A 25266-nucleotide genomic window follows, 5' to 3' on the forward strand; every position below is an offset into this window, starting at 1 on the left:
ATGAGCAGCGCAACGCTTCGTTATCCAGCCGCACCACTGCGCGCGCCCCTGCGCAGCAAGCCCGCGCCGCGCGGGGCAAGCCGCATGGTGGTCAAGGAACCGCGCAAGCTGACTGTGCCCAAGACCAATTTTTCCGCACTCAAGCGCCTGGTCTGGCCGGTGCTGATGGTGTTGCTGGTGGTGGGCGCCTTTCAGTTGCCCGATCAGCTGTTGCCATTTGTCGACCGGCCGATCAGCAAGATCAGCGTCCGTGGCGAACTCGGCCCGGCCAACCAGCAGGTCATTCAGCAACTGGTAGCCCCGTATGCCGGCGCCAGTTTCTTCGCCTCCGACATGACCCGCCTGCGCCGCGAGCTGGAGCAGATGCCGTGGATTGCCCAGGCAGAAGTGCGCCGGGTCTGGCCCGACCAGGTGCTGGTGCAGCTGGAAGAGCAGCTGCCGGTGGCCCGCTGGGGCGCTGCTGCGCTGCTGAACAACAGCGGCGAAGCCTTTACCCCGCAGGATCTGGAACCTTACCAGAACCTGCCCCTGCTGCAGGGACCGCAACGGGCGCAGGCGCAGGTCATGCAGCAGTACCAGATGCTCAGCCAGATGCTGCGCCCGCTGGGCTTTTCGATCACCCGCCTGGAGCTGCGCGAGCGCGGCAGCTGGTTCGTCTCGACGGCGCAGGGGGTGGAGTTGCTGCTGGGACGTGACCATCTGGTGGAAAAGGTTCAGCGGTTCGTGGCCATTTACAACAAGGCGCTCAAGGACCGGCTCGCCAGTATCGAACGTGTTGATTTGCGCTACCCGAATGGTTTGGCGGTTGCCTGGCGTGTGCCAGCAGTACCCGCGGCAGCACCTGCTGCAGTTGTGAATTGAGGAGTAGGGAACGCATGGCAACTGTACATAGCAGCAAGATGATCGTTGGCCTGGATATCGGCACCTCGAAAGTGGTAGCCCTGGTCGGCGAATTGAATGCCGACGGCGAGCTGGAAATTGTCGGAATCGGCAGTCATCCGTCGCGCGGGCTGAAAAAGGGTGTGGTGGTCAATATCGAATCCACCGTGCAGTCCATCCAGCGGGCGATCGACGAGGCCCAGCAGATGGCCGGTTGCCGCATTCATTCGGCCTTTGTCGGCGTTGCCGGCAGCCATATTCGCAGCCTCAACTCGCACGGCATCGTGGCGATTCGCGACCGCGAAGTGAGTTTTGCCGATCTGGAGCGGGTGCTGGATGCCGCACAGGCCGTGGCTATCCCGGCCGACCAGCGGGTACTGCACACCTTGCCGCAGGATTACGTGATCGATAACCAGGAAGGCATCCGCGAACCGCTGGGCATGTCCGGCGTGCGCCTGGAGGCCAAGGTGCATGTAGTCACCTGTGCGGTCAACGCGGCGCAGAATATCGAGAAGTGCGTGCGCCGTTGCGGCCTGGAAGTCGACGACATCATCCTGGAGCAACTGGCCTCGTCCTATTCGGTGCTGACCGATGATGAAAAGGAGCTTGGCGTCTGCCTGGTCGACATCGGTGGTGGCACCACGGATATCGCCATCTTCACCGAAGGTGCCATTCGCCACACGGCGGTGATTCCGATCGCTGGCGACCAGGTGACCAATGACATTGCGATGGCGTTGCGCACGCCCACCCAGTATGCCGAGGAAATCAAGATTCGGTATGCTTGTGCCCTGGCCAAACTGGCCGGTGCAGGGGAAACCATCAAGGTTCCCAGCGTCGGCGACCGGCCACCGCGGGAGCTGTCCCGCCAGGCTCTGGCCGAGGTTGTGGAGCCACGTTACGACGAGCTGTTCACCCTCATTCAGGCCGAGCTGCGGCGCAGCGGCTACGAGGACCTGATTCCGGCCGGGATCGTCCTCACCGGCGGTACCGCCAAGATGGAAGGTGCCGTCGAGCTGGCCGAAGAGATCTTTCACATGCCGGTGCGCTTGGGGATTCCGCACGGAGTCAAGGGATTGGCCGACGTGGTGCGCAACCCTATCTATTCAACCAGCGTCGGTCTGCTGCTCTACGGCCTGCAAAAGCAGGCCGACGGCATTCCCGCGGCTGCCGGGCAGTACAGTGAAGAACCCAAGACACCCGTTCTGGATCGGCTCAAACGCTGGATCCAGGGCAATTTTTAACCGCGGTTGCTGTAGGCTATAAAACTAGAAGAAGGAGAGGGGCCATGTTCGAACTCGTAGACAATATCCCGCAAAGTGCAGTTATCAAGGTCATTGGCGTGGGCGGCGGCGGTGGCAATGCTGTCAATCACATGATGCGCAGCAACATTGAGGGCGTGGAGTTCATTTGTGCCAACACCGATGCGCAGGCGTTGAAGAACGTCGGCGCGCAACGCGTGCTGCAGCTTGGCCCAGGCGTAACCAAGGGACTCGGTGCCGGCACCAACCCCGAAATCGGCCGCCAGGCGGCGATGGAAGACCGCGAGCGGATTGCCGAGATCCTGGCCGGCGCCGACATGGTCTTCATTGCCACCGGCATGGGTGGTGGCACCGGCACCGGTGCGGCGCCGATCATTGCCCAGGTGGCCAAGGAAATGGGGATTCTCACCGTTGCCGTGGTCACCCGTCCGTTCCCCTTCGAGGGGAAGAAGCGCATGCAGGTGGCGGATGACGGTATTCGCGCGCTGGGTGAATGCGTCGATTCGCTGATCACCATCCCCAACGAGAAACTGCTGACCATCCTCGGCAAGGATGCCAGCCTGCTGTCCGCCTTCGCCAAGGCGGATGACGTGCTGGCCGGCGCGGTGCGCGGCATTTCCGACATCATGCAGCGTCCCGGCCTGATGAACGTCGACTTTGCCGACGTCAAGACCGTGATGGGCGAGATGGGCATGGCGATGATGGGCACCGGCTGCGCCAGTGGTCCCAACCGTGCGCGCGAGGCGACTGAGGAGGCGATCCGCAATCCGCTGCTGGAAGATGTGAACCTGCAGGGCGCACGCGGCATCCTGGTCAACATCACGGCGGGTCTGGACCTGTCGCTGGGTGAGTATGGTGCGGTCGGTGAAATCATCGAGGCGTTCGCTTCCGAGCATGCCACCGTCAAGGTGGGCGCGGTGATCGATCCGGAAATGCGCGATGAGCTGCATGTGACCGTGGTGGCTACCGGACTCGGGCCGCGCATCGAGAAGCCGGTCAAGGTGGTCGACAACACTGTCCATGTGCCGGTGATTTCTGCGGTTCCTGCAGTAGCCCAGCAACCTGCCGCTCGTCAGGAAACCACGATCAACTACAAGGACTACGATCGTCCCACAGTGCAGCGCCAGAGCCATCCCGGTGCGGCTACTGCGGCCAAGCTGAATCCGCACGATGACCTGGATTATCTGGATATCCCGGCCTTCCTGCGGCGACAGGCGGATTAGTTTTCTCTATAGACGAGTTCAGTTCAATTGGTGTTCAGCAAAGGCCGGGTCTGCTATATTTCCCGGCCATTGTTGATAACTTTTCTCAACTCGCCTGAAGTCGACTGAATCCATGATCAAACAACGCACACTGAAGAACACTATTCGGGCTACCGGAGTTGGCTTGCACTCGGGGGAAAAGGTCTACCTGACCCTGAAACCCGCGCCGGCCGATACCGGGATCGTGTTCTGTCGTACCGACCTTGACCCGGTGGTGCAGATTCCTGCGCTGGCTGGCAACGTTGGCAAGACCACCATGTCGACGACCCTGGTCAAGGGCGATGTGCGGGTGGATACCGTCGAGCATCTGCTATCGGCCATGGCCGGGCTGGGCATCGATAACGCCTACGTCGAACTCTCTGCCTCGGAAGTGCCGATCATGGACGGCAGTGCCGGGCCATTCGTGTTTCTGATCCAGTCGGCCGGCCTGGAAGAGCAGGATGTGCCGAAGAAGTTCATCCGCGTGCTGCGTGAAGTCAGCATTCAGGACGGCGACAAGAGCGCGACCTTTGTGCCCTTCGATGGTTTCAAGGTGAGCTTCACCATCGACTTCGATCACCCGGCTTTTGCCGGCCGCACGCAGACCGCCAGTGTCGATTTCTCCAGCACCTCTTTCGTCAAGGAAGTCAGCCGGGCGCGTACCTTTGGCTTCATGCGCGATATCGAGTACCTGCGTTCGCAGAACATGGCACTCGGCGGCAGCGTGGATAACGCGATTGTCGTGGACGAGTTCAGCGTCCTCAACGAGGACGGCCTGCGCTATGAAGACGAATTTGTGAAGCACAAGATCCTCGATGCAATCGGCGATCTCTACCTGCTGGGCAACAGCCTGATCGGCGAGTTCCGCGGCGTGAAGTCGGGACACGAGTTGAACAACCGGCTGTTGCGGCTGCTTATCGAGCAGAAGGATGCCTGGGAAGTCGTCACCTTTGACGATGCCTCGCAGGCGCCGATTTCCTACGTGCGGCCCGTGGCAGCAGGTTAGGCAAGACCCTCTCGCGACACCTTCAAGGCCACCCGCGGGTGGCCTTTTTCATGCCTGCGGCGGTTGCTCCAGCGGATTGCCTTCGCGCACCCAGAACAGGGTGGCGCCGGCAACGGCCGCCGGCATGGCCAGCAGGTTGACCAGCGGAATCAGCAGCATCAGGTAGGTCATGCCGCCAAAGCCCAGGCACTGCCAGCGCCGCTCGCGCAGCCAGGCGAGCATCTCGTCCCAGCCCAGCTTGTTGTTGTCGGCCGGATAGTCGATGTACTGCACCGCCATCATCCAGACGCCGAACAGGATCCACAGGGGCGTGGCGATAAAGTTGATACCGGGTATCAGCGAGAGCACCAGCAGGGCCAGGGCGCGCGGCAGGAAGTAGGCCAGCTTGCGCAGTTCTCGGCCAAGGGTCCGCGGCACCATGGCCAGCAGTTCGCGCCAGTAAAAGGGCGGTGCGGCAGCGTTGCCGCGAAGCACCTCCTCGACCTTTTCCGCGAGGAACCCGTTGAACGGCGCGGCGATCAGGTTGGCCAGCAGGGTGAAGCTGAAGAACAGGATCACCAGCACGAGCAGGGCAAACAGCGGCCAGATCAGCCACTGCAAGAATCCCAGCCAGTCAGGCAGGCTCGGCATGAAGGCTTCGAGCAAGCGGTCAAACTGCTGCACCGCCAGGCCGATCAGGCCGATGAACAGCAGCACATTGATGCTCAGCGGGAGCAGCACGAACAGGCGCAGTCGCGGTTGCATGACCAGGCGCAAGCCGGCGGTAAAGTAGTCGGGTCCGCGCAGGACGGGTGCTTGCATGATGGGCTCCGGGACCGGTTGAGTGCGGCAGAACATACCGGCTTTAGCGGATCACGCCTAGCCATCCGCCGCGCCTGGGCGCATCCCGGGTCAGGTCCTGCGTCTCAAGGGTGGCGTATCGAAGCGCACCCCGGCCAGGCCGCTGTTCATCAGGGCGCGGATGTTGCCATGGTCTTGCCCCTCCGGAGCGTCCAGCACGCTGCGATAGTGCTCACCGAACGCCAGCAGGGTTTCCTCAAGGCTCAGGCCTTCGAGCTGTGCCAGGCCTAGCAGTTTGCAGGAACCCTCGTTCTGGCCCGCAGGGTTGTGCAGTGCGCCATTGCGGAAGGCGCTGGGCGTGTAGTCGTAGTGCGCCGCGATGAATTGCAGCGTGTTGCTGAACAGATGCTGATTGCCATGCAGGCGCGCGCGGAAATCCTGCAGCTCAGTCATTGGGTTTGCTCTTGTCGAAGGCGTCGAGTTGCGCCGCCGAGGCTTCGCGCTGGTAAAGGGCTTTCCATTGCGCATAGGGCATGCCGTAGATCTGCTCCCGCGCCTGCTCCGCGCTCAGTTCGATCTGCTGCTCATCGGCTGCCGCCTTGTACCATTTGCCCAGACAATTGCGGCAAAATCCGGCCAGATTCATCAGGTCGATGTTCTGCACGTCGGGGCGTGAGCGCAGGTGCTCGAGCAGCCGGCGAAAGGCCGCTGCCTCCAGGTTGACGCGGTCTTGTTCGTTCATGCGCGGGCTCCCGGCAAGGTTCAGCGATGGCTGGCGAGGGTGATAGACACGGACTCGGCAAAACGCAGGGCATGCGGCTTGTCGACTTCCACTTCGGCATAACTGACGGCCTGATGCTGCATGACGATATCGAGGATTTCCTGGGTCAGTCGTTCCAGCAGGGCGAAGCGGTTGTCTTCCACATGACGGATGATCGCCTTGGTGATGGTCCGGTAGTTCAACGCGTGGTCGATATCGTTGTCGCGTACCGCCTCGACCGAAGGGTAGAGAATGGTCAGGTTGATCAGGACATCCTGCTGGTTGAGGATTTCCTCTTCCTTGATGCCGATATAGGTGCGCAGGCGCAGATCCTTGACGCGAATCCGTGCCATTCCAGGTTCAAGTCGTGGCATTTAGCGGCCTCGTCCGATCAGTTGCAGAAATTCGTGCCGAGTGTTGCAGGACTCGCGGAAGGCGCCAAGCATTACCGAGGAGCTCATCACCGAGTTCTGCTTTTCCACCCCGCGCATCATCATGCACATGTGCTGGGCTTCGATCACCACGGCAACCCCGGCGGCATGGGTGACCTGCTGGATGGCATCGGCAATCTGCCGGGTCAGGTTTTCCTGGATCTGCAGGCGCCGGGCGAACATGTCGACGATGCGTGCGACTTTCGACAGGCCCAGTACCTTGCCCGTCGGGATATAGGCGACATGCGCCTTGCCGATGAAGGGCAGCAGGTGGTGTTCGCACAGCGAATACAGCTCGATGTCACGGACAATCACCATCTCGTCATTGTCGGATTCGAACAGCGCGCCGTTGACGACTTCGTCGAGGCTCTTGCTGTAGCCGTTGCACAGGTACTGCATGGCTTTGGCGGCGCGCTTGGGGGTATCCAGCAGGCCTTCGCGCTCGGGGTTTTCACCGAGACCGACCAGTATCTGCTGGTAGTGCGTGGAGAGTTCTTGATTCATGGAGTGATCCTCGCAGCGAGCCTACTTGAGGTGGCGGCCGCCATTAACGGTCAGGGTGGTTCCGGTTACATAGGGATTGTCGAGCAGGTAGCGCAGGCTCTGGTAAATCACTTCCGCGCCGGGCTCTATGCCCAGGGCAGACTTGGCCAGGGCCGCTTGCCGGTACTCGGCAGTGTCGTTTGCGTGGAACTGGACCAGGGCCGGTGCAATCGCGTTGACCTTGATCTGCGGAGCAAGGCGCGCTGCAAAAGACAGTGTCAGGTTTTCCATGCCGGCCTTGCTGGCGCAGTAGGCCATGTGCCTGCTGCTGCCCTTGCGCACCACGTCATCGCTGATATGCACGATGTCGGCGGGCGTGGACTGGCGCAGCAGGTCGGCGCACTGCAGGTTGATCAGGTAGGGCGCGAGCATGTGCACGCTGAACAGCTGGCGAAATGTCTCGGCCGGGTCCGCGTCCTGTTCCGGCAGCCAGGCGGAGGCGTTGTGCACGATTGCGCGGAGGGAGTCGGTGCTGGCGTGCAGTTCTGTAATGAACGTCTGGATCCCGGCTTCACTGGAAAAGTCGGCATGCAGGACTGTTGCGCCAAGCTGCTGCAGTTCGCGGATGCCGCTGCGTTCGCTGCGATAGCTGGCGATCACCCGCTGGCCATCCTGCAGCAGGCGCCTGGCGCAATGCAGGCCGACGCGCTGGCTGGCGCCGGTTATCAGCACCGGTGCATTAAGTTGACTCATGGAGGATGACTCGGTAGTTGAACAAGGGTGTTTGTGCGTAGGCTTGATTGAAACTTATACCAGAATTTCAATCTGTACAACCATGCGAGTTGTACGGAAAACCCGGTAGACATCCGTAAACTGCTCTAATCCATTGTAATAAATAGAAATTATAAATAAATCTGATGACAGTTGAATCACGGTAAATCTTGTACGTACCGGCTTTAACTGTACAGGTATTGTGACGGCTTCTGGCAGGGCTAGTGCGTGGCAGGTCTGTCCGGATGCCAGCGCAGCCAGCCGGCAGCGGTCGCCAGGCGGCCTGAGGAGCCCGCGAGCGGTGAGCATCCATGCACTGATCTCGTTAGCTGTATAGGGCTTGTACAATGTAAGCTCGGTAAGCCTGGGTTAGAATCCCGCCCACCCCTGTCCTCCTGATGTGCTGCCATGACTGATATCGCCGGAATACCCAGTTTCGTTGCTGCTTCCTTCAAGCAGGAAGATCTGTTTCCGATTCGCGAGGTGTCGCGGCTGACCGGGGTCAATCCGGTGACCCTGCGGGCCTGGGAGCGGCGCTATGGCCTGATCCAGCCGACCCGCACGGACAGTGGCCACCGGCTGTATTCCCAGGCCGATATCGAGGCCGTGCGCAGCATTCTCGCCTGGATCGAGCGTGGCGTAGCGGTGAGCAAGGTCGGCAAGATTCTGGCCCGCGCGGATGCCGCCAGGTCAGTCGCCGCGCCGCGCGGCGAAGAGGCTGAGGGCAGTGAGTGGGATGACTGGCAGGAGCAGTTTCGGGTCGCGGTCGGCAACTTTGATGATGCCGGTCTCGCACGGCTGTACGGCCATGTGTTTTCCACCTATCCGTTGACCGTGGTGTTCGAGCAGATCCTGCTGCCGCTCTGGCGCGAGCTGCTGGTGCGCAAGGACAACTTTGGTCAGACCAGCGAATGGCTGTTTCTCGACAGCTTCCTGCGCTCGCGGGTGCTCGCACGCTTGTCCCTGGGACAGCCGGCGTTGAGCCGGCGCGTGCTGCTGGTGGCGATCCCCGGGCATTGTCATGAGCTGGAGTTGCTGGTGACCGGCTTGCTGCTGGCCAGCGCGGAGCTCGCGGTCATGGTGCTGGCGCCGGGTCAGCCGCTGCTCGAACTGCCACTGGTGTGCGAGAAGGTTGAGCCGCGCGCCCTGGTGCTTTTTTCCAACCATGCGCCGGATGAAGAGCTGCAGCGCAGTCTGGCGCGCCTGGCGCAGGGCCTGGAGTGTCCGGTGGCACTGGCCGGCGAGGCGGCTGACCTGGCGGCCGAGATTCTGGCCGGTTCTCTGGTGGGCTGTCTGGGCAGCGATGGCGTGGTCATGCAGCGGCGCCTGCAGCAGTTTCTCGAAGGGCATCTGGATACCTGAGTCCGGCTCACGCCGAGTGTGCCGCAACAGGCTTGCTGCTGGCCGCCACTCGGTGCATGGCTTGGGTTGGCTTGCTAAAAGTTGTACAAGAATTGCTTGATGGCTTGCAAAGTGCGGCTTATATCTATACAAGAACTGTACATTAATGGTTTTTGTATAGAAGTGAGGTCTTTGTATGGCTGCCTACCGTGCTCCCCTGCGCGACATGAAGTTTGTTTTCGACGAAGTGCTGGACGCTTATTCGGCCTTGCAGGCGCTGCCCGAACAAGCCGAGTTCAGTGCCGATCTGGGCGGGGCGATCCTCGAGGAGGCCGCCCGGCTGGCGGAAAATGTCCTGGCGCCGCTTAACAGCCCGGGCGACAAGCAGGGCTGTGATTTCCATCCCGCGAGCAGGACGGTCAGCACCCCGGCCGGCTTTGCCGCAGCCTATCGCCAGTTCGCCGAGGGCGGCTGGACGGCGCTGGCGTGTGCCACCGAGTTCGGTGGCCAGGGCCTGCCCCATGTGCTGAACATGATGGTGGAAGAGATGGTCTGTTCCGCCAACCTGTCGCTGGGCATGTACCCCGGCTTGACCCATGGTGCGATCAACGCCCTGACCCAGCACGGCGCCCGCGATTTGCAGGAACGCTTCCTGCCGAACCTGATCAGTGGCAAGTGGACGGGCACCATGTGCCTGACCGAACCGCAATGCGGAACCGACCTGGGCCTGATTCGCACCCGCGCGGTACCGCAGGCCGATGGCAGTTATGCCCTGAGCGGCACCAAGATCTGGATTACCGGCGGTGAACATGACCTGGTCGAGAACATCGTGCACCTGGTGCTGGCCAAGTTGCCCGACGCGCCTGACAGCGTGAAGGGCATATCGCTGTTCGTGGTACCCAAGATTCTGCAGGATGGCAGTCGCAACCCGGCTTTCTGTGGCGGTCTCGAGCACAAGATGGGCATCAGGGGTTCAGCCACCTGCGTGATGAACTTCGAAGGCGCCCGCGGCTGGCTGGTCGGCGCGCCCAATGAAGGGCTGCGCTGCATGTTCACCATGATGAACTCGGCACGCCTGATGGTCGGGTTGCAGGGCTTGGGCATTGCCGAAAGGGCGTACCAGATCAGCCTTGGCTTTGCCCGGGAACGCCTGCAGAGCCGTTCGCTGTCCGGGCCCAAGGCGGCCGATAAACCGGCTGATCCGATCATTGTGCATCCGGATGTCCGGCGCAACCTGTTGCGGCAGAAAGTCATGATCGAAGGTTGTCGCGCGCTGGCCTACTTTACCGGGCTGCATGCCGATATTGCCCATGGCCATGCGGATGTGGCCGTTCGCCAGCAGGCGGATGACCTGGTGCAGTTGCTGACGCCGGTGGTCAAGGCGTTTCTCACCGACGAGGGCTTCCAATGCGCCAACGACGGGCTGCAGGTGCTGGGCGGTTCTGGTTACACCCAGGATTGGGGTATTGAACAGTTGGTGCGTGACGCGCGCATCACCATGATCTACGAAGGCACCAACGGCATTCAGGCCCTGGACCTGGTGGGGCGCAAGCTGGCCCTGGGTGGCGGGCGCGCCGTGCGCGGCTTCTTTGCCCTGGTTGAAGCCTGGCTGAAGAGCAATCCCGCTGCCCCGCACCACGCTGCGGTGAGCCAGGCGCTGGCGCGCTTGCAACAGGCCACCGGGTGGATTGCCACGCAGGGCATGCAGGATCCGGAGCAGGCGGGTGCCGCAGCCACGCCCTATCTGCGCCTGTTTGCCCTGACCTGCCTGGGCTGGTTGTGGTCGCGCATGGCCGCCGTGGCGCAGCTGCAGCTCGAGCAGGGCAGTGCTGAGACCCTGTTCTATGGTGCCAAGCTCAAGTCTGCGGATTTCTTCGTGGCGCGCATGCTGGTGGAGACCGAGGCGCTGTTGGCCGAGGTGCTGTCCGGCAAAGCTACCCTGATGGCCTTCGGCGAGGAGGAGTTTGCTGCCTGAATGCTTGCTTGCAGTTTGTCTGCACGGTCCGGCGCTCGTCACCCCTGCGATCGCCGGTTTTTTTGCCGCGCAATTGCCTGCGGCGCCTGCCGGCCAGCGGGCCGGGAGGCTTACTCGGCTTTGTCGCTGCCCAGTTCGGTCAGCGCTTCGGGCTGGTTCTTGAAGGCCCGGGCAAAGATTTCCCGATGACGGGCCATGTAGATGCCCAGTTCTTCCAGCTGGTCCTCGCCCAGCGAGGGCACGGCCTTGTGCAGCGCGGCCGCCAGGCTCTCGGCCAATTCCAGCATGCGGTCATGCCGATCGGCTTCGGCCTTATCCATGAACAAGCGCTCCGGATCGCGACTGCTGCGGTACACCACTTCGACGGCCATTCATCACCCCATACCTTTATCAACGAAAATACTGTTTGTTCGTACAGTATACGGGCGCATCCGCCTGCCGGCCAGTGGCGCGTGCAGGTACCCGGCGCAGCGCTCCGGCAGCCGCCGCAGGGCCTAGCGCAGCCCGGTGGCGCTCGCCCTGGCATCCGGCAACGGCTGCCAGGCGAGCAACTGGTTGTGCAAGGCATGGCTGGCGCTCTGGTAATAGCCGATGTCGCGCCTCAGCAGCGGATCGGCGCTGCGCAGGCGTTGCTCCTGGCTGGCGCCAAGCGCGGCGTTGTGCCGGCGCATGCGTTTTTGCGGACTGAGGATCGCCAGGTTCTCGCCGTCGAACAGGCCCAGGTGCTGGTAGTTGCCGAGCAGCGCGCGCGCCGGTAGCTGGCGGGTCTGCGGGTCGAGCAGGTCGCGGCCAAAGAAGGTCGACTGGTAATCGATGTTGAGCAGGCCGAGCAGCGTCGGGGCGAGATCGATCTGGCTGGCCAGCTGCTGGTCATCGGTTGCGGCAATCAAGCCCGGGGCATAAATGAACAGCGGAATCTGGTAGTTCGCCACCGGCAGGTCCTGGGTGCCGGCACTGCCGGCGCAATGATCGGCGACGAACACGAAAATCGTCTTGTCGAACCACGGCTTGCGGCGTGCCTCGGCGAGGAACTGGCCGATGGCATGGTCGGTGTATTTCACCGCCCCTTCGCGGCCGTCGCCCGAGGGGATGTCGATGCGTCCCTGCGGATAGGTATAGGGCCGATGGTTGGAGGTGGTCATCAGTTGCAGCAGGAACGGTTTGCCGCGGGCATAGTCGCTATCGGCGAGGTTGATGGCCTGGCGGTAGAGATCCTCGTCGGCCATGCCCCAGGCATTCTTGAAGCTGATCTGCTGCTCGGGGACGCTGCTCTGGTCAACGATGCGATAGCCATTGCCGGCAAAGAACGCATTCATGTTGTCGAAATAACCGCGCCCGCCATAGGCGAATACGCTGTCGTAGCCGCGCGCCGCAAGTTGCTGGCCAAGGCTGGCGAAACCGCTTTCGTGGCCGATGCGCTTGACGATGGAGCGTCCCGGGGTCGGCGGCACGGACAGGGTGAGTGCTTCCAGTCCACGGTCGGTACGGGTGCCGGTGGCATAGAAGTTACTGAAGTACAGGCTTTCCCGGCGCAGCCGGTCGAGATTCGGGGTCAGGCCGCGGCGGTCACCGACGCTGCCGAGGTACTTGGCGCTGAGGCTTTCGATGGTGACCAGGACGATGTTCAGCTGGCGCGGCTGGCCGGGGTTGTCGATCAGCCGGCGGATATCCAGCGGGTCGCTGCCGGTGAAGCGCGCGCGAGGCCCTTGCAGTTCGCTGCGGATGCCGGGACCGATACTCGCTGCCGGCAGACTGGCGAAGAATTGCTGATAATCCAGCTCGTTGTTGCGAAAGGCCGCGAAGAACTGGTAGGGCCCGTTGCTTGCCAGTTCGCGGCGGATGGTATTGCCGTCGAGTCCGCGCGGGTACTGCTGGTCCAGCAGCAGGTTGCTGGCGGTGGCGGCCAGCAGCAGGCCGAGCAAGCCGGCAACCCGCCCGCGCCAGTCGGGCAGGCTGCTGGCAAGTGCCGCTTGCAGCGGGGCATGCAGCAGCCAGAGGAGCGCCAGCGCCAGGCAGACGATTGCCGAGAGCAGTGCGTAGACCGGGTAGGACTCCAGAATGTTGTTCAGGACTTCATCGGAGTAGACCAGATAGTCGACCGCGATGAAGTTGAAGCGCACCGAGAACTCATCCCAGAACAGCCATTCGGCTAGAGCACTGAACAGCATTACGCATAGACTGACCAATAGCAGTAGTTCCAGGCCGAGGCGAAAACTGCTGCGCCGCCACCCGCTTGCCGGAAGCAGCAGCAGGCAGCAGCCGAGTGGCAGGGCGGCATACGCGAGAAAACCGAGATCATAGGTCAGGCCACTGGCGAACAGCCCCAGCAGCCCGACAGGGTCTGGCTCGCTGCTGGTCCAGTCCTTGAGCAGCAACACCCCGCGGGTCAGCAGGAAGATGCCCAGCCAACTGCCGAGGAGCAGCAACAGGTAGCGCACGGGTGCGGAACGAAACAGGGGCATGGGCAATCCAAGCGGCAGTCATTTGCGTAACAGCCTGCCCAAGGCGGCGTGACGGGTTTGTCAGTAAGGTGTGAAAAAAACGTGTGCCCGCGGGCATCCGGGTTAAGCGCCGGTTAACTATCGGCGGGCATACTTTCCGAATTTTGCGGAGCAACAGATGCGCATTCTGCTGGTGGAAGACAATCGCGACATTCTGGCCAACCTGGCCGATTACCTGCAGCTCAAGGGCTATAGCGTGGATTGCGCGCAGGATGGCCTGTCCGGCTTGCATCTGGCGGTGTCCCAGCCGTTCGACCTGATCGTGCTGGACGTGATGCTGCCCGGCCTGGATGGTTATGGTGTGTGTCGCCGCCTGCGCGACGAGGCGCGCATCGCCACGCCGGTGATCATGCTTACTGCGCGCGACACCCTGGACGACCGGTTGCTCGGCTTCCAGAGCGGCGCGGATGACTATCTGGTCAAGCCCTTTGCCCTGTCCGAGCTGGTGGCGCGGATCGAGGCGGTCCTGCGCCGCAGCCAGGGCAACAGTCAGCGGCGTCTGGAGGTTGCTGATCTCAGTTATGACCTGGACACGCTGGAGGTCAGGCGCGCCGGTCAGCCGATCAAGCTCAATCCGATCGGCCTGAAGTTGCTGGCCGTGCTGATGCAGCGCAGCCCGCAACTGGTTCGCCGCGAAGCCCTGGAAGATGCCCTGTGGGGCGACAACCTGCCCGACAGCGACAGCCTGCGCAGCCATATTCACCAGCTGCGCCAGGCCATCGACAAACCCTTTGCCCGCCCCTTGCTGCATACCCAGCACGGCCTTGGTTACCGCCTGCTGGAACAGCCCGATGAAATTTAAGCGCAGCCTGGCCCGGCGTATCGTCATCGCCTTTACCGGGATGACCGTGATGGTGGCGGGGATCTTCGCCCTCGGTATCGTGGCGTCCGTGTACATGCTCGAAGAGAGCCTGATTTCCAGCGACCTGGGTGGCGAGCTCGACAGCCTGCTGCGCATGGAGAGCATGGAAGGCTGGAGCCTGAAACCGGCCCCGGGACAGCTGTTCTACTTCAGCGGAGGGCAGGGCGATTTTGCCATGCCCGAAGACCTGGCGCCTTATGCCGCCGGCTTCCATGAAGTGTTCCGCGGCCACTCGGCGTATCACATGATCGTCCGCGAGGTGGATGGGCGCCGCTACTTCCTGCTGCAGGATCAGAGCGACTTCGAGGCGCGCGAGCAATTGCTGTTCATGGTGGTGCTCAGCGGTTTCCTGCTCAGCAGCCTGCTGGCCGCAGTGATTGGCTGGCTGCTCGCGCGCCGCGTGCTGCAGCCGCTGGCCAGGCTGGCCGGGCAGGTGCGCAATCGCGAGCAGATGCTGACCGTGACGCCGCAGCTGGCACCCGATTATGCGCAGGACGAGGTGGGCGAGCTGGCCACGGCCTTTGACCATGCTTTGGCGCAATTGCGCAGCGCCCTGGGGCGTGAACGGATGTTTACCAGCGACGTCAGTCACGAGTTGCGCACACCGCTGATGGTCATCGCCAGCTCCTGCGAGCTGCTCGAGGCCCAGCCGGCCCTCCCGCTCCAGGCGCAGCAGCAGGTCCGTCGTATCGCCAAGGCCAGCGCCGACATGAAGCTGCTGGCCGAGGCCTTCCTGTTGCTGGCGCGTGCCGAGCATGGCCGCCCTGGCACGGCCGCCCGCAAAAGCCTGCGCGCCGTTGCCGATGAGCTGGTGGAACAGTGGCGCGAGACGATCGAAGGCAAGGGGCTGCGCTTCAGCTATCAGGCGAATGACGCGCCAGCGGGCGAGTTCGATGAAGTATTCCTGCGCACGGTGCTGCTCAATCTGTTGCGCAATGCACTGTATTACACCGCCCACGGCAGCATTTCGCTGGAGCTGAACAGTGGCGGCTTTGTGGTCAGCGATAGCGGCGAGGGCATTCCCGCCGAGGCGCGCAGCGAGGTGTTCGAGTCGTTTGTCCGGCATACGACGATCGAGCAGGGTAGTGGTGTCGGCTTGTCGCTCGTCAGGCGGATCTGCGCCGTCCAGGGCTGGTCTATCGAGTTGTCTGCGGTGCAACCGCATGGTTGCCGGTTTGCGGTCGGGCTGCAGGTGCCTTGACGCAAATTTCACCTGGCCATGACCGGATTCTCACGTGTGCCCGCCTAGTCTGCGCCGGCAGTCGCCAGATGCCGGGGCGGGAGCTTGACCGTTCGTCGCGGCGGAACGTCCAGGGCATGGCTCTGGACTAGAGTCATGATGTTGCATTTTATATTTGTATCATAGGGTTATAGTCATGAAGCTAGAAACTACTGGAGCTTTTGCGGGGCTCCTGGCGATCGCCGTCTGCGCGTCTGCCGCGATGCTCTGGAGTGAGCCCGGCCTTACCGTGCTTTCCGCCGAAAACGGCCGTGGCTACTGCCCGGTTCCTGCAACGCAGGTGCGGGTGGTCGACCTGCAGGCCGGTCCGGACCTGCTGTTGCTGATGTACGGTTTGTCGCAGGGGCGCGGCGCCTGAGCGGCAATGCCTGAGTGGCCGTGCTTGCGGCGTTGCCTGGTCAGTCGCTTGCCTTGGCGTGGCTGGCAAGGCGTTCCAGGGCCGCGCGCAGGCGCGGGTCGGAGATGCCTTCGGCGCTGGCCTGGATCGAGCGGGCAGCACTGGCCGACAGGTTTGCCTGGTGTCCCGACGCCGCTGCCTGGCTGGGCAGCGGCCGCACCTTGAAGACGATCCGTTGCAGGCCGGAAAACTCGGCAAGGGTCAGCAGTTGCCGCAGCAGGCGTTTCTCCTGATAGCGCAGGCGGGTCGCCCAGTTGCCGTCACTGACGATCAGCAGCAGCTTGCCGGCGTTCCAGCTGGCAACCTTGCAATGCTCGCGCGCAGCCGGTTGCAACTGGCTCTCCAGCAGTTGCTGCAACTGGGAAATCCGCTGCGCCTCCTTGAACAGCGACTGCAGCGGTCGGGCATCGCGCAACAATGCGCCTGGAGCCTTGGCGGGTAACGGACGATAAGTCATCTGAGCGGGCCGAGCGGGTGTGACCGTCATGCTAACAGAGCCGGAGATTCCGCGGATTGTCCGGCGCCGTCGAGTCGGGTTGTCGCGCCGTCTGGCGGGAGTCCGCTCAGCCGGAATCGCTGGCTACTTTCCAGAGCAGCGAATCCGAGTAGAATGCGCCCCTTGCACGTGGCCAGCAGGCCGCACGGCTGTGTCGACCGGCCCGCCGTCCCCTTTGTAGCTTGGAAGATACTGTCCATATGTTCGCCCCTCTGTTGAAAAAGATTTTTGGAAGCAAGAACGACCGCGAAGTCAAGCGCATGCAGAAGGCGGTGCAGGCGGTCAGTGTCCTCGAAGAGCAGATGATTGCGCTGTCCGATGAGCAGCTGCGGGGCAAGACCGAAGAGTTCAAGGCGCGCATCGCCAAAGGCGAGACCCTCGACCAGTTGCTGCCCGAAGCCTTCGCCGTGGCCCGCGAGGCCGGCAAGCGCGTGATGGGCATGCGCCACTTCGACGTGCAACTGATCGGCGGCATGACCCTGCACGAAGGCAAGATTGCCGAAATGCGCACCGGCGAGGGCAAGACCCTGGTGGCTACCCTGGCGGTCTACCTGAACGCGCTGTCGGGTGATGGCGTGCACGTGGTCACGGTCAACGACTACCTGGCCCGTCGCGATGCCAACTGGATGCGGCCGTTGTACGAAGCCCTCGGCCTGAGCGTCGGCGTGGTGGTGCCGTTCCAGGCCCCGGAAGACAAGCGCGCCGCCTACGCCGCCGACATCACCTACGGCACCAATAACGAATTCGGCTTCGACTACCTGCGCGACAACATGGCCTTTGCCCTGGAAGAGAAATTCCAGCGCGGCCTGAATTTCGCGGTGGTCGATGAGGTCGACTCGATTCTCATCGACGAGGCGCGTACCCCGCTGATCATCTCCGGCCAGGCCGAGGACAGCTCCAGGCTGTATATCGAGATCAACAAGCTGATCCCGCGCCTCAAGCAGCACATTGAAGAAGTCGAAGGCCAGGTCACCCAGGAAGGCCACTACAGCATCGACGAGAAGACCCGCCAGGTTGAACTCAATGAGCAGGGGCACCAGTTCATCGAGGAGCTGCTGACCCAGGCCGGCCTGCTGGCCGAAGGCGAGAGCCTCTATTCGGCGCACAACCTCGGGCTGCTGACCCACGTCTACTCCGGCCTGCGCGCGCACAAGCTGTTCCAGCGCAATGTCGAGTACATCGTGCAGGACAGCCAGGTTCTGCTGGTCGACGAGCACACCGGGCGGACCATGCCCGGCCGTCGCCTGTCCGAAGGCCTGCACCAGGCGATCGAGGCGAAGGAAGGCTTGCCGATCCAGGCCGAAAGCCAGACCCTGGCCTCGACGACCTTCCAGAACTATTTCCGCCTGTACAAGAAACTCTCCGGCATGACCGGTACCGCCGACACCGAGGCCTTCGAGTTCCGCCAGATCTACGGCCTGGACGTGGTGGTGATTCCGCCGCACCGGCCGGTCGCGCGGACCGACTTCAATGACCTGGTGTACCTGACCCAGGAAGAGAAGTTCGAGGCGATCATCGTCGACATCAAGGACTGCCAGGCCAAGGGTCGCCCGGTGCTGGTCGGCACCGCCTCGATCGACAGTTCCGAGCATGTCTCGCAACTGCTGGTCAAGGCCGGCATCGAGCACAAGGTGCTCAACGCCAAGTACCACGAAAAGGAAGCCGAGATCATTGCCCAGGCCGGTCGTCCGGGCGCGGTCACCATCGCCACCAACATGGCCGGTCGCGGTACCGACATCCTGCTCGGCGGCAACTGGGAGTCCGAAGTGGCGGCGCTGGAGCTGGCCAGCCAGGAGCAGGCCGGTTCAGAGCAGATCGCGCAGATCAAGAGCGAGTGGCAGAAGCGCCACCAGCAGGTGATCCAGGCCGGCGGCCTGCACGTGATCGCCTCCGAGCGCCATGAATCGCGGCGCATCGACAACCAGCTGCGCGGCCGTGCCGGGCGCCAGGGTGATCCGGGTTCCAGCCGCTTCTACCTGTCGCTGGAAGACAACCTGATGCGCATCTTCGCCTCTGACCGGGTGAAGAACTTCATGAAGGCCCTGGGCATGAAGCCGGGCGAGGCCATCGAGCATCGCATGGTGTCCAACGCCATTGAAAAGGCGCAGCGCAAGGTCGAAGGGCGCAACTTCGACATGCGCAAGCAGTTGCTCGAATTCGACGACGTGGCCAACGAGCAGCGCAAGGTGATCTACCACATGCGCAACAGCCTGCTGGCTGCCGACGACATCGGCGAGACCATCGCCGAGTTCCGCGAGGAGGTCCTGAACCGGGCCATCGACGCGCATATTCCGCCGCAGTCGCTGCCCGAGCAGTGGGACATCGTCGGCCTCGAGTCGGCGCTGTTCACCGAATTCAACGCCAAGCTGCCGGTGCAGCAGTGGCTCGACGCGGATGAGCATCTCTACGAGGAACCGCTGCGCGCGCGCATCCTCGAGGAGCTGGTGAAGGCCTACAAGGAGAAGGAAGAGTTGGCGGGCGCCGACGGCCTGCGCACCTTCGAGAAGCAGATGCTGCTGCGGGTGATGGACGACCTGTGGAAGGATCACCTGTCGACCATGGATCACCTGCGCCACGGCATTCACCTGCGCGGCTATGCGCAGAAGAATCCGAAGCAGGAGTACAAGCGCGAGTCCTTCACCCTGTTCCAGGAACTGCTGGCCTCGATCAAGCACGACACCATTCGCGTGCTGTCCTTCGTCCAGGTGCGCCGCGAAGACCCGGCCGAGGAAGAGGCGCGCCTGCGCCGCGAGGCCGAGGAAATGGCCAAGCGCATGCAGTTCCAGCACGCCGAAGCCGCTTCGGCACTGGCGCCGCCGGCGGAAACCGAGCAGGAAGCCGCGGCCCCTGTGGCTGCTGCGCCGGTGCGTAGCGAGCCGAAAGTCGGGCGTAACGAGCCTTGCCCTTGCGGTTCGGGCAAGAAGTACAAGCATTGCCACGGGCAGCTGGGCTGATCCGCGTCGCCGGCTGCTGACAACGCCGCGACCGGCCCTGCCGCTCGCGGCGTTTTTCCAACCTGCGCAGCCTGCTGCGCATTGATCGAACTGTCTTGCTCAAGGAGCGCACTCATGGCTGTTGGTCTTGGTCCTTTGCCCACCCTGTACCCGGTACCCGGTTTCGAACTCGGCATCGCCTCTGCCGGCATCAAGCGCCCCGGGCGCAAGGATGTGGTGGTGATGCGCTGTGCCGAAGGCTCGCGAGTGGCTGCGGTGACCACCACCAATGCCTTCTGTGCCGCGCCGGTGCTCGTCACCCGCGAGCGCTTTCAGGGGGCGGTGCGCTACCTGTTGACCAATACCGGCAATGCCAACGCCGGCACCGGCGCGGACGGCCTGGCCAACGCCCGGCGCAGCTGTGCCGCGCTGGCTGCGCTGACCGGCGTAGCCGAAACGGCGGTGCTGCCGTTCTCCACCGGGGTGATCGGCGAGCCGCTGCCGGTGGAGAAGATCGAAGCGGCGTTGCCGGCGGCGCTGGCTGACCTGGCCCCGGACCACTGGGCGCAGGCGGCCGAAGGCATCATGACCACCGACACCCTGCCCAAGGGCGCCAGCCGGCAGTTCCAGCACGACGGCGTGACCGTCACCGTGACCGGCATCAGCAAGGGCGCCGGGATGATCCGGCCGAACATGGCGACCATGCTCGGCTATATCGCCACCGATGCGAAAGTGGCTCGCGACGTGCTGCAGGATCTGGTGCTCGACGCGGCCAACAAGTCGTTCAACCGCATCACCATCGACGGCGACACCTCGACCAACGACTGCTGTCTGCTGATCGCCACCGGCCAGGCCGCCCTCCCGGAAATCACCAGCGCCTCCGGCGAGCTGTATGCCAAGCTCAAGCAGGCGGTGTTCGAGGTGTGCATGGAGGTGGCCCAGGCCATCGTGCGTGACGGCGAAGGCGCGACCAAGTTCGTCACCGTGCAGGTCAACGGCGGCGGCAATCATCAGGAATGCCTCGACGTGGCCTATGCCGTGGCGCATTCGCCGCTGATCAAGACTGCACTGTTCGCCTCCGATCCGAACTGGGGGCGCATCCTCGCCGCTGTCGGCTACGCGGGGGTGCCCGAGCTGGATGTGAGCAAGATCGACGTGTTCCTCGGCGAAGTCTGCATCGCCAGCCGGGGCGGTCGCGCGGCCAGCTATACCGAGGCGCAGGGCGCGGCGGTGATGGCGCGCGAGGAAATCGGCATCCGCATCGAGCTGGGTCGCGGCGATTGCAGCGAAACCATCTGGACCACCGACCTGTCCCATGAGTATGTGCGGATCAACGCCGAATACCGCAGCTGAGTGGCGGGGTGTAGGGTGGAAAATGCGCGCAGCGCTTTTCCACGCGGCGGGATAATGGTGAAAAGACCTGTGGTCGTTTTCCACCCTAGCAGTGCGAGGAGTGAGCCATGCAATTGGTCATCGGTGACAAGAACCTGTCCTCCTGGTCGCTGCGCGCCTGGCTGGCGCTGGAGCTGACCGGCGAGCCTTACGAGGAGGTGCCGGTGCGCCTGTACCAGGCCGATACCCGCGCGCAGATCCTCGCCCACTCGCCAACCGGCAAGGTGCCGCTGCTGAAGACCGAGGAAGGTCCGGTATGGGATTCCCTGGCGATCGCCGAATACCTCGCCGAGACCTATCCGGAAGCCCATCTGTGGCCCCGCGGCGAATATGCGCGGGCAGTCGCACGCAGTGCCTGCGCGGAGATGCACAGCGGCTTTGTTGCCCTGCGCACGCACCTGCCGATGAACCTCTGTCGGGACCAGGCGCTGGAGGCATTGCCGGCGGAGGCGCAGGCGGACATCCAGCGCATCTGTGCGCTGTGGGCCGACTGCCGGGCGCGTTTCGGCGCGGACGGTCCTTTCCTGTTCGGCCATGCCAGCATCGCCGACGCCTTCTACGCGCCGGTGGCCAGCCGCCTGCGCAGCTACCGCATCGAACTGCCGGCCGTGGCGGCGGCCTATGTCGAGACCATCTATCAGTGGCCGGCCTTCAAGCGCTGGCTGCAGGCGGCGCGTGAGGAGGCCAGCGGATGAAGCGGGTGCATGTGGCAGCGGCGGTGATTCGCGGCGCGGAGGGGCGGATCCTGATTGCCAGGCGTCCGCAGCACCTGCATCAGGGTGGCTTGTGGGAGTTCCCCGGCGGCAAGGTCGAGGCCGGCGAGAGCGTCCGCGCGGCATTGGTGCGCGAACTGCTGGAGGAGCTGGGAATTCGTGTGCAGCAGGCACGGCCGCTGCTCAAGGTCAGCCATGATTACCCGGACAAGCAGGTACTGCTGGATGTCTGGGAAGTCAGCCGCTTCAGCGGCGAGCCGCACGGCGCCGAGGGCCAGCCACTGGCCTGGGTCACGCCGCGGCAACTGCCGGAGTATGCCTTTCCTGCCGCCAACCAGCCGATCGTGGCGGCCGCGCGCCTGCCCGAGCAGTACCTGATTACCCCCACCGGGCTGAGTCACGGCGAGTTGCTGGCGGGGTTGCGGCAGGCGCTGGCCGCGGGCATCCGCCTGGTGCAGTTGCGCGCGCCGAACATGTACAGCCCGGAGTATCGCGAGCTGGCGCTGGACGCCCAGGGCCTGTGTGCCGGCAAGGCGCAGCTGATGCTCAAGGGGCCGCTGGAGTGGCTGGGGGATTTCCCGGCAGCCGGCTGGCACCTCAGTGCCGCGCAGCTGCGCCAGTATGCCGCCGCCGGCCGGCCGTTCCCGAAGGAACGCTGGCTGGCCGCGTCCTGTCACAGTGCTGAAGAGCTCGAACTGGCGCAGCAGATGGGTGTGGACTTCGTCACCCTGTCGCCCGTGCAGCCGACGCAGAGTCATCCGGGGGCTGCGGCGCTGGGCTGGGATCTGGCGGCAGAGCTGCTCGCCGGCTGCAACCGGCCGGCCTATCTGCTCGGCGGCATTGGTCCGGAGCAGCTGGACCGGGCCTGGCAGGCGGGAGCCCAGGGCGTGGCAGGCATCCGTGCCTTCTGGCCGGACGCCGCCAGCCAGGCAGTCATTCGCCCAGGCGGGCCTTGAGTGCGGCGACTTCGGCTTCCAGTTCGACCACCCGCTGGCGGGCCTCCACCGTGTCAGTGACATCCTTCTGGATGCCGATGTAGTAGGTCAGCTGGTCCGCTTCGTTGAACACCGGGGTAATCGACAGTTCGTTCCAGAAGGCACTGCCGTCCTTGCGGTAGTTGCGAATGATCTGCCGGCACGGCTGGTTGTTGAGGATCGCCGCGTGGATCGCATGCAAGCCCGGCTGGTCGCGGTCGCCACTCTGCAGGAAGCGGCAGTCCTGATAGAGGATGTCGTCGGCGCTGTAGCCGGTGAGGCGCTCGAAAGCAGGGTTGGCATAGATCAGGATGTTGTCGTCACCTTCCTGCTCGGCCACGACGATGCCATCGTTCGATGCATTGACTACCAGTTGCAACAGTTTGGCATTGATCATTGGGGCGGCTTCCGGCTCGGTATGCGCTGCATCAGGGCTGTGCGCTGCATGATAACTATGCGCTGCATTCTAAGGCATCGGAGCAGACTGTCCACTTGCGGCATAATGCCGGGCCAGATCCTCTGTTTCAGGAGTTTGCATGAAGGTAGCGATTTTATCCGGCTCGGTTTACGGCACCGCCGAAGAAGTGGCCCGTCACGCCGAGAAGCGCTTGCGGGCGGCCGGTTTCGAGGCCTGGCACCAGGCCCGGATGACCCTGGACGAGCTGCTGGCCTTCGCCCCGCAAGCGTTTCTCGGGGTGACCGCCACCACCGGCATGGGCGAACTGCCGGACAACCTGCAAGCGCTGTACTTCGCGCTTCGCGAGCAGCTGCCGGACTGGCGCGGCATGCCCGGGGCGGTGCTGGCGCTGGGCGATTCCAGCTATGGCGAGACCTTCTGTGCCGGCGGCGAGATGCTCCGCGAGCTGTATGCCGAACTGGGCATCCGCGAGGTGCTGCCGATGCTGCGTCTGGATGCCAGCGAGAGTGTCAATCCGGAGGCCGATGCCGAGCCGTGGCTGGATGAACTAATCAGTCTGCTGCAGGGCTGCGCGTAGGGTGGGCTTCAGCCCACCGGTTTTAGCGGCTGACTGCGGTGGGCTGAAGCCCACTCTACGGACTGGATTACAACGCTCGAGCGTGGGAACTATTGGGGCAGAGGCTGTCCTTCACAGCGGCAGGCCGGCCTTGCTGCGGTAATGGCTGCGTACCGGGTTGGCGTACTGCAGGATCAGGCTGGGGCGATGCTCGGCCGGGCACTTGTCCAGGCGGCGTTGCCATTCGCCTTCGGCGCGGCGCAGTTCATCGACGGGGAACAGCTCGACCAGCGGCGGTACCTGGATTTCCGGGTCCTGGTTGTCCCACTGGGCATAGGCCAGGTAGTGCACCGGGAACAGCCGGTAATGGGTCAGGATCACCTGGTCGATGGCGCTCGCCAGCTGCCGGGCATCGGCGAACTCACCCCCCATCTCGCTACCGAAGTGCAGGTGCACGCGGCCCTTGTAGCCGGTGATACCCAGGGCGATGCTGGCATCGTCCTCGCCCACGGCTTTCTCGTAGCTGCCGGTGCTGGCGCGGATCGACAGTTCCCGGGCCTTGGCCAGGTCGCAAGGGTCGTACTCATAGCTGATCGCCACCGGGATCACGTGCAGCTGGCCGATGACCTCGCTGAACGGCTGCTCCTTGCGGCTCATGTGGAACATCTTGAGGATCGCCGGATCGGTGCGGTCGTTGCCGTCCTTGGCGCGGCCCTCGGCCTGGGCAATCCAGACCGACTCGTGGTCGCTGCAGATGGAGTGATTGATATAGGCGGAGAGTTGCTGGAAGGCGGCGAGCTTCTCGCGGCGGTTGCTGATCGAGCGCGGCACGATGAAGCTCTTGTTCAGGCGCATCAGGTCGCCGACAAAGGGCTTCTGCAGCAGGTTGTCGCCGATGGCGATGCGCACGGTCGGGTGCTGGGTGTGGTACAGCGCATAGTTGACGAAGGCCGGGTCCATGACGATGTCGCGGTGGTTGGCAATGTACAGGCAGGCCTTGCCGGCCGGGATCTGCTCCAGGCCCGAGTAGGTGACGCCGTCGGTGGCCTTTTCGATGGTACGGTCGACATAGGGCTCGACCTTGTCCTGCAGCTTGGCCACGCAGTCGATCCCGGCGCATTCGCGGCGCAGGCGGAAGGCCACCAGCGGGCGCAGCAGCCAGCCGAGCGGACCGGCCAGGCGCGGAAAGCGAAAGCGCGTGAGCAAGCCCAGCAAGGTCGGATCACTGGTCAGCCGCGCCAGTACGGCGGAGACTTCGTCATCACGGTAAGGTCGGATACTGTCGAATTCGCCCATCATGATCTCTGTGTGGCAGGAGGCCGGGTTGAGCGCAGGAGCTGCGCCGGTTAGAACGTCATTGCGAGCGCCAATTATAGGCGCAAGTCACTTGGGAGAAGCGCATGCTGGAAAGCGAAGATTACCAGTGTCCGTATTGTGGCGAGTGGGTCGAGGCCCTGCTCGATCTGTCCGGCGGTGACCAGCAGTACATCGAGGATTGCCCGGTGTGTTGCCGGCCAATCCTGTTCGAACTGCGTACCGACGGTGAAAGCTGGCAGCTTCAAGTGCGCCGGGAGGATGACTGATGCAGCGTATCTACGAGCCGGAAAACCTGCTGGAAGCCCAGATGCTGCTGGGCATGCTGGCCAGCGAAGGGGTCAGTGCGCACCTGACCGGCACCCACCTGCTCGGTGCGATCGGCGAGTTGCCGGTGGCCGGCCTGCTCGGCTTGCTGGTGGCCGATGATGAGGTGCAGCGCGCCAGCGGCCTGATCGCTGCGTACAATGCCGCGCAACCCTTGCCGGGCGAAGCTCCGCCAGAAGGTGAGGGCAGCCTGCTGTGCTGATGGCTGCGTCCTGGC

27 protein-coding genes are annotated in these 25266 nt (G+C 63.5%); 16 read left to right on the plus strand and 11 right to left on the minus strand.

Going from position 1 to position 25266, the window contains the following annotated elements; genetic code table 11:
* From ISX93_RS09715 to lpxC, 4 genes are all read left to right on the plus strand, one after another.
* On the plus strand, window positions 1-861 hold the full coding sequence (locus ISX93_RS09715) for a cell division protein FtsQ/DivIB (protein ID WP_195778522.1): 861 nt from the start codon (window positions 1-3) through the stop codon (window positions 859-861).
* A gap of 14 nt (window positions 862-875) precedes the next feature.
* Window positions 876-2120 (plus strand): cell division protein FtsA, encoded by a 1245-nt coding sequence (ftsA, locus tag ISX93_RS09720; RefSeq protein ID WP_195778523.1) that lies wholly within the window; start codon window positions 876-878, stop codon window positions 2118-2120.
* A 44-nt stretch (window positions 2121-2164) separates the two neighbouring features.
* Window positions 2165-3361, plus strand: a complete 1197-nt coding sequence (ftsZ, locus tag ISX93_RS09725; RefSeq protein WP_195778524.1) for a cell division protein FtsZ — start codon at window positions 2165-2167, stop codon at window positions 3359-3361.
* 112 nt (window positions 3362-3473) lie between these two features.
* Complete coding sequence (gene lpxC, locus ISX93_RS09730) at window positions 3474-4385, plus strand: UDP-3-O-acyl-N-acetylglucosamine deacetylase (RefSeq protein ID WP_195778525.1); 912 nt, start codon at window positions 3474-3476, stop codon at window positions 4383-4385.
* 48 nt (window positions 4386-4433) lie between these two features.
* Here lpxC and cysZ read toward each other — a convergent pair whose 3' ends face one another.
* From cysZ to folM, 6 genes are all read right to left on the minus strand, one after another.
* Entirely contained in the window at window positions 4434-5186 is a 753-nt protein-coding gene (cysZ, locus tag ISX93_RS09735) for a sulfate transporter CysZ (RefSeq protein WP_195778526.1), read from the minus strand.
* 90 nt (window positions 5187-5276) lie between these two features.
* On the minus strand, window positions 5277-5618 hold the full coding sequence (locus ISX93_RS09740) for a HopJ type III effector protein (protein ID WP_195778527.1): 342 nt from the start codon (window positions 5616-5618) through the stop codon (window positions 5277-5279).
* Window positions 5611-5907: a DUF1244 domain-containing protein gene (locus ISX93_RS09745; protein ID WP_195778528.1), complete on the minus strand. Its 297-nt coding sequence runs from the start codon at window positions 5905-5907 to the stop codon at window positions 5611-5613. Before ISX93_RS09745 ends, ISX93_RS09740 begins: the two co-directional genes overlap by 8 nt.
* A gap of 20 nt (window positions 5908-5927) precedes the next feature.
* Window positions 5928-6299 carry a dihydroneopterin triphosphate 2'-epimerase gene (gene folX, locus ISX93_RS09750; RefSeq protein WP_195778529.1) on the minus strand — a complete coding sequence of 124 codons (372 nt, stop codon included), beginning with the start codon at window positions 6297-6299 and terminating at the stop codon, window positions 5928-5930.
* Window positions 6300-6860 (minus strand): GTP cyclohydrolase I FolE, encoded by a 561-nt coding sequence (gene folE / locus ISX93_RS09755; RefSeq protein ID WP_195778530.1) that lies wholly within the window; start codon window positions 6858-6860, stop codon window positions 6300-6302. It lies immediately after the preceding gene.
* Window positions 6861-6881: 21 nt separating this feature from the next.
* A complete protein-coding gene (folM, locus tag ISX93_RS09760; protein WP_195778531.1) occupies window positions 6882-7592 on the minus strand; it encodes a dihydromonapterin reductase in 711 nt (236 codons plus the stop codon).
* A 426-nt stretch (window positions 7593-8018) separates the two neighbouring features.
* On the opposite strand from folM, the gene ISX93_RS09765 reads away from it, so the two are divergent.
* Together ISX93_RS09765 and ISX93_RS09770 are read left to right on the plus strand one after the other, a co-directional pair.
* A complete protein-coding gene (locus ISX93_RS09765) occupies window positions 8019-8972 on the plus strand; it encodes a MerR family transcriptional regulator (protein WP_195778532.1) in 954 nt (317 codons plus the stop codon).
* Between the two features lie 175 nt (window positions 8973-9147).
* Window positions 9148-10926: an acyl-CoA dehydrogenase C-terminal domain-containing protein gene (locus tag ISX93_RS09770; protein WP_195778533.1), complete on the plus strand. Its 1779-nt coding sequence runs from the start codon at window positions 9148-9150 to the stop codon at window positions 10924-10926.
* Between the two features lie 110 nt (window positions 10927-11036).
* Here ISX93_RS09770 and ISX93_RS09775 read toward each other — a convergent pair whose 3' ends face one another.
* Both ISX93_RS09775 and ISX93_RS09780 read right to left on the minus strand, forming a co-directional pair.
* Window positions 11037-11297 (minus strand): YebG family protein, encoded by a 261-nt coding sequence (locus ISX93_RS09775; protein WP_195778534.1) that lies wholly within the window; start codon window positions 11295-11297, stop codon window positions 11037-11039.
* A 123-nt stretch (window positions 11298-11420) separates the two neighbouring features.
* Complete coding sequence (locus tag ISX93_RS09780) at window positions 11421-13388, minus strand: LTA synthase family protein (protein ID WP_195778535.1); 1968 nt, start codon at window positions 13386-13388, stop codon at window positions 11421-11423.
* Between the two features lie 157 nt (window positions 13389-13545).
* On the opposite strand from ISX93_RS09780, the gene ISX93_RS09785 reads away from it, so the two are divergent.
* The 3 genes from ISX93_RS09785 to ISX93_RS09795 all read left to right on the plus strand — a co-directional run bounded on the left by ISX93_RS09785 (window position 13546) and on the right by ISX93_RS09795 (window position 15887).
* Window positions 13546-14229 (plus strand): response regulator transcription factor, encoded by a 684-nt coding sequence (locus ISX93_RS09785; protein ID WP_195778536.1) that lies wholly within the window; start codon window positions 13546-13548, stop codon window positions 14227-14229.
* Window positions 14219-15490 (plus strand): sensor histidine kinase, encoded by a 1272-nt coding sequence (locus tag ISX93_RS09790; protein WP_195778537.1) that lies wholly within the window; start codon window positions 14219-14221, stop codon window positions 15488-15490. Before ISX93_RS09785 ends, ISX93_RS09790 begins: the two co-directional genes overlap by 11 nt.
* A 175-nt stretch (window positions 15491-15665) precedes the next feature.
* Window positions 15666-15887, plus strand: coding sequence for a hypothetical protein (locus ISX93_RS09795; protein WP_195778538.1), 222 nt, complete (start codon window positions 15666-15668; stop codon window positions 15885-15887).
* A 40-nt stretch (window positions 15888-15927) separates the two neighbouring features.
* Here the strand turns inward: ISX93_RS09795 and ISX93_RS09800 are convergent, their stop codons facing one another.
* Window positions 15928-16383 (minus strand): DciA family protein, encoded by a 456-nt coding sequence (locus ISX93_RS09800; protein ID WP_195778539.1) that lies wholly within the window; start codon window positions 16381-16383, stop codon window positions 15928-15930.
* Between the two features lie 239 nt (window positions 16384-16622).
* On the opposite strand from ISX93_RS09800, the gene secA reads away from it, so the two are divergent.
* From secA to ISX93_RS09820, 4 genes are all read left to right on the plus strand, one after another.
* A complete protein-coding gene (secA, locus tag ISX93_RS09805) occupies window positions 16623-19376 on the plus strand; it encodes a preprotein translocase subunit SecA (RefSeq protein ID WP_195778540.1) in 2754 nt (917 codons plus the stop codon).
* Between the two features lie 114 nt (window positions 19377-19490).
* Window positions 19491-20708 carry a bifunctional glutamate N-acetyltransferase/amino-acid acetyltransferase ArgJ gene (gene argJ, locus ISX93_RS09810; RefSeq protein ID WP_195778541.1) on the plus strand — a complete coding sequence of 406 codons (1218 nt, stop codon included), beginning with the start codon at window positions 19491-19493 and terminating at the stop codon, window positions 20706-20708.
* A 107-nt stretch (window positions 20709-20815) separates the two neighbouring features.
* Window positions 20816-21442, plus strand: coding sequence for a glutathione S-transferase family protein (locus ISX93_RS09815; protein ID WP_195778542.1), 627 nt, complete (start codon window positions 20816-20818; stop codon window positions 21440-21442).
* Window positions 21439-22416, plus strand: a complete 978-nt coding sequence (locus ISX93_RS09820; protein ID WP_195778543.1) for a Nudix family hydrolase — start codon at window positions 21439-21441, stop codon at window positions 22414-22416. Before ISX93_RS09815 ends, ISX93_RS09820 begins: the two co-directional genes overlap by 4 nt.
* Here the strand turns inward: ISX93_RS09820 and ISX93_RS09825 are convergent.
* On the minus strand, window positions 22394-22831 hold the full coding sequence (locus tag ISX93_RS09825; RefSeq protein ID WP_195778544.1) for a PAS domain-containing protein: 438 nt from the start codon (window positions 22829-22831) through the stop codon (window positions 22394-22396). The two genes, ISX93_RS09820 and ISX93_RS09825, sit on opposite strands and share 23 nt — an antisense overlap.
* A gap of 139 nt (window positions 22832-22970) precedes the next feature.
* Between ISX93_RS09825 and ISX93_RS09830 the strand changes: the two genes are divergently transcribed.
* Window positions 22971-23429 carry a flavodoxin gene (locus tag ISX93_RS09830; RefSeq protein ID WP_195778545.1) on the plus strand — a complete coding sequence of 153 codons (459 nt, stop codon included), beginning with the start codon at window positions 22971-22973 and terminating at the stop codon, window positions 23427-23429.
* 111 nt (window positions 23430-23540) lie between these two features.
* On the opposite strand, the gene ISX93_RS09835 is transcribed toward ISX93_RS09830, so the two are convergent.
* Window positions 23541-24707 (minus strand): 1-acyl-sn-glycerol-3-phosphate acyltransferase, encoded by a 1167-nt coding sequence (locus ISX93_RS09835; protein WP_195778546.1) that lies wholly within the window; start codon window positions 24705-24707, stop codon window positions 23541-23543.
* Between the two features lie 101 nt (window positions 24708-24808).
* Here ISX93_RS09835 and ISX93_RS09840 point away from each other — a divergent pair, with 101 nt between their 5' ends.
* The gene (locus tag ISX93_RS09840) at window positions 24809-24991 is read left to right on the plus strand and encodes a CPXCG motif-containing cysteine-rich protein (RefSeq protein ID WP_195778547.1); all 183 of its coding nucleotides are present in this window, start codon (window positions 24809-24811) and stop codon (window positions 24989-24991) included.
* Window positions 24991-25251 carry a putative signal transducing protein gene (locus tag ISX93_RS09845; RefSeq protein WP_195778548.1) on the plus strand — a complete coding sequence of 87 codons (261 nt, stop codon included), beginning with the start codon at window positions 24991-24993 and terminating at the stop codon, window positions 25249-25251. The genes ISX93_RS09840 and ISX93_RS09845 overlap by 1 nt, the downstream gene beginning before the upstream one ends.
* Window positions 25252-25266: the final 15 nt, after the last annotated feature.

Source organism: Pseudomonas sp. N040 (assembly GCF_015637705.1).
In the GTDB taxonomy this organism is placed as follows: domain Bacteria; phylum Pseudomonadota; class Gammaproteobacteria; order Pseudomonadales; family Pseudomonadaceae; genus Aquipseudomonas.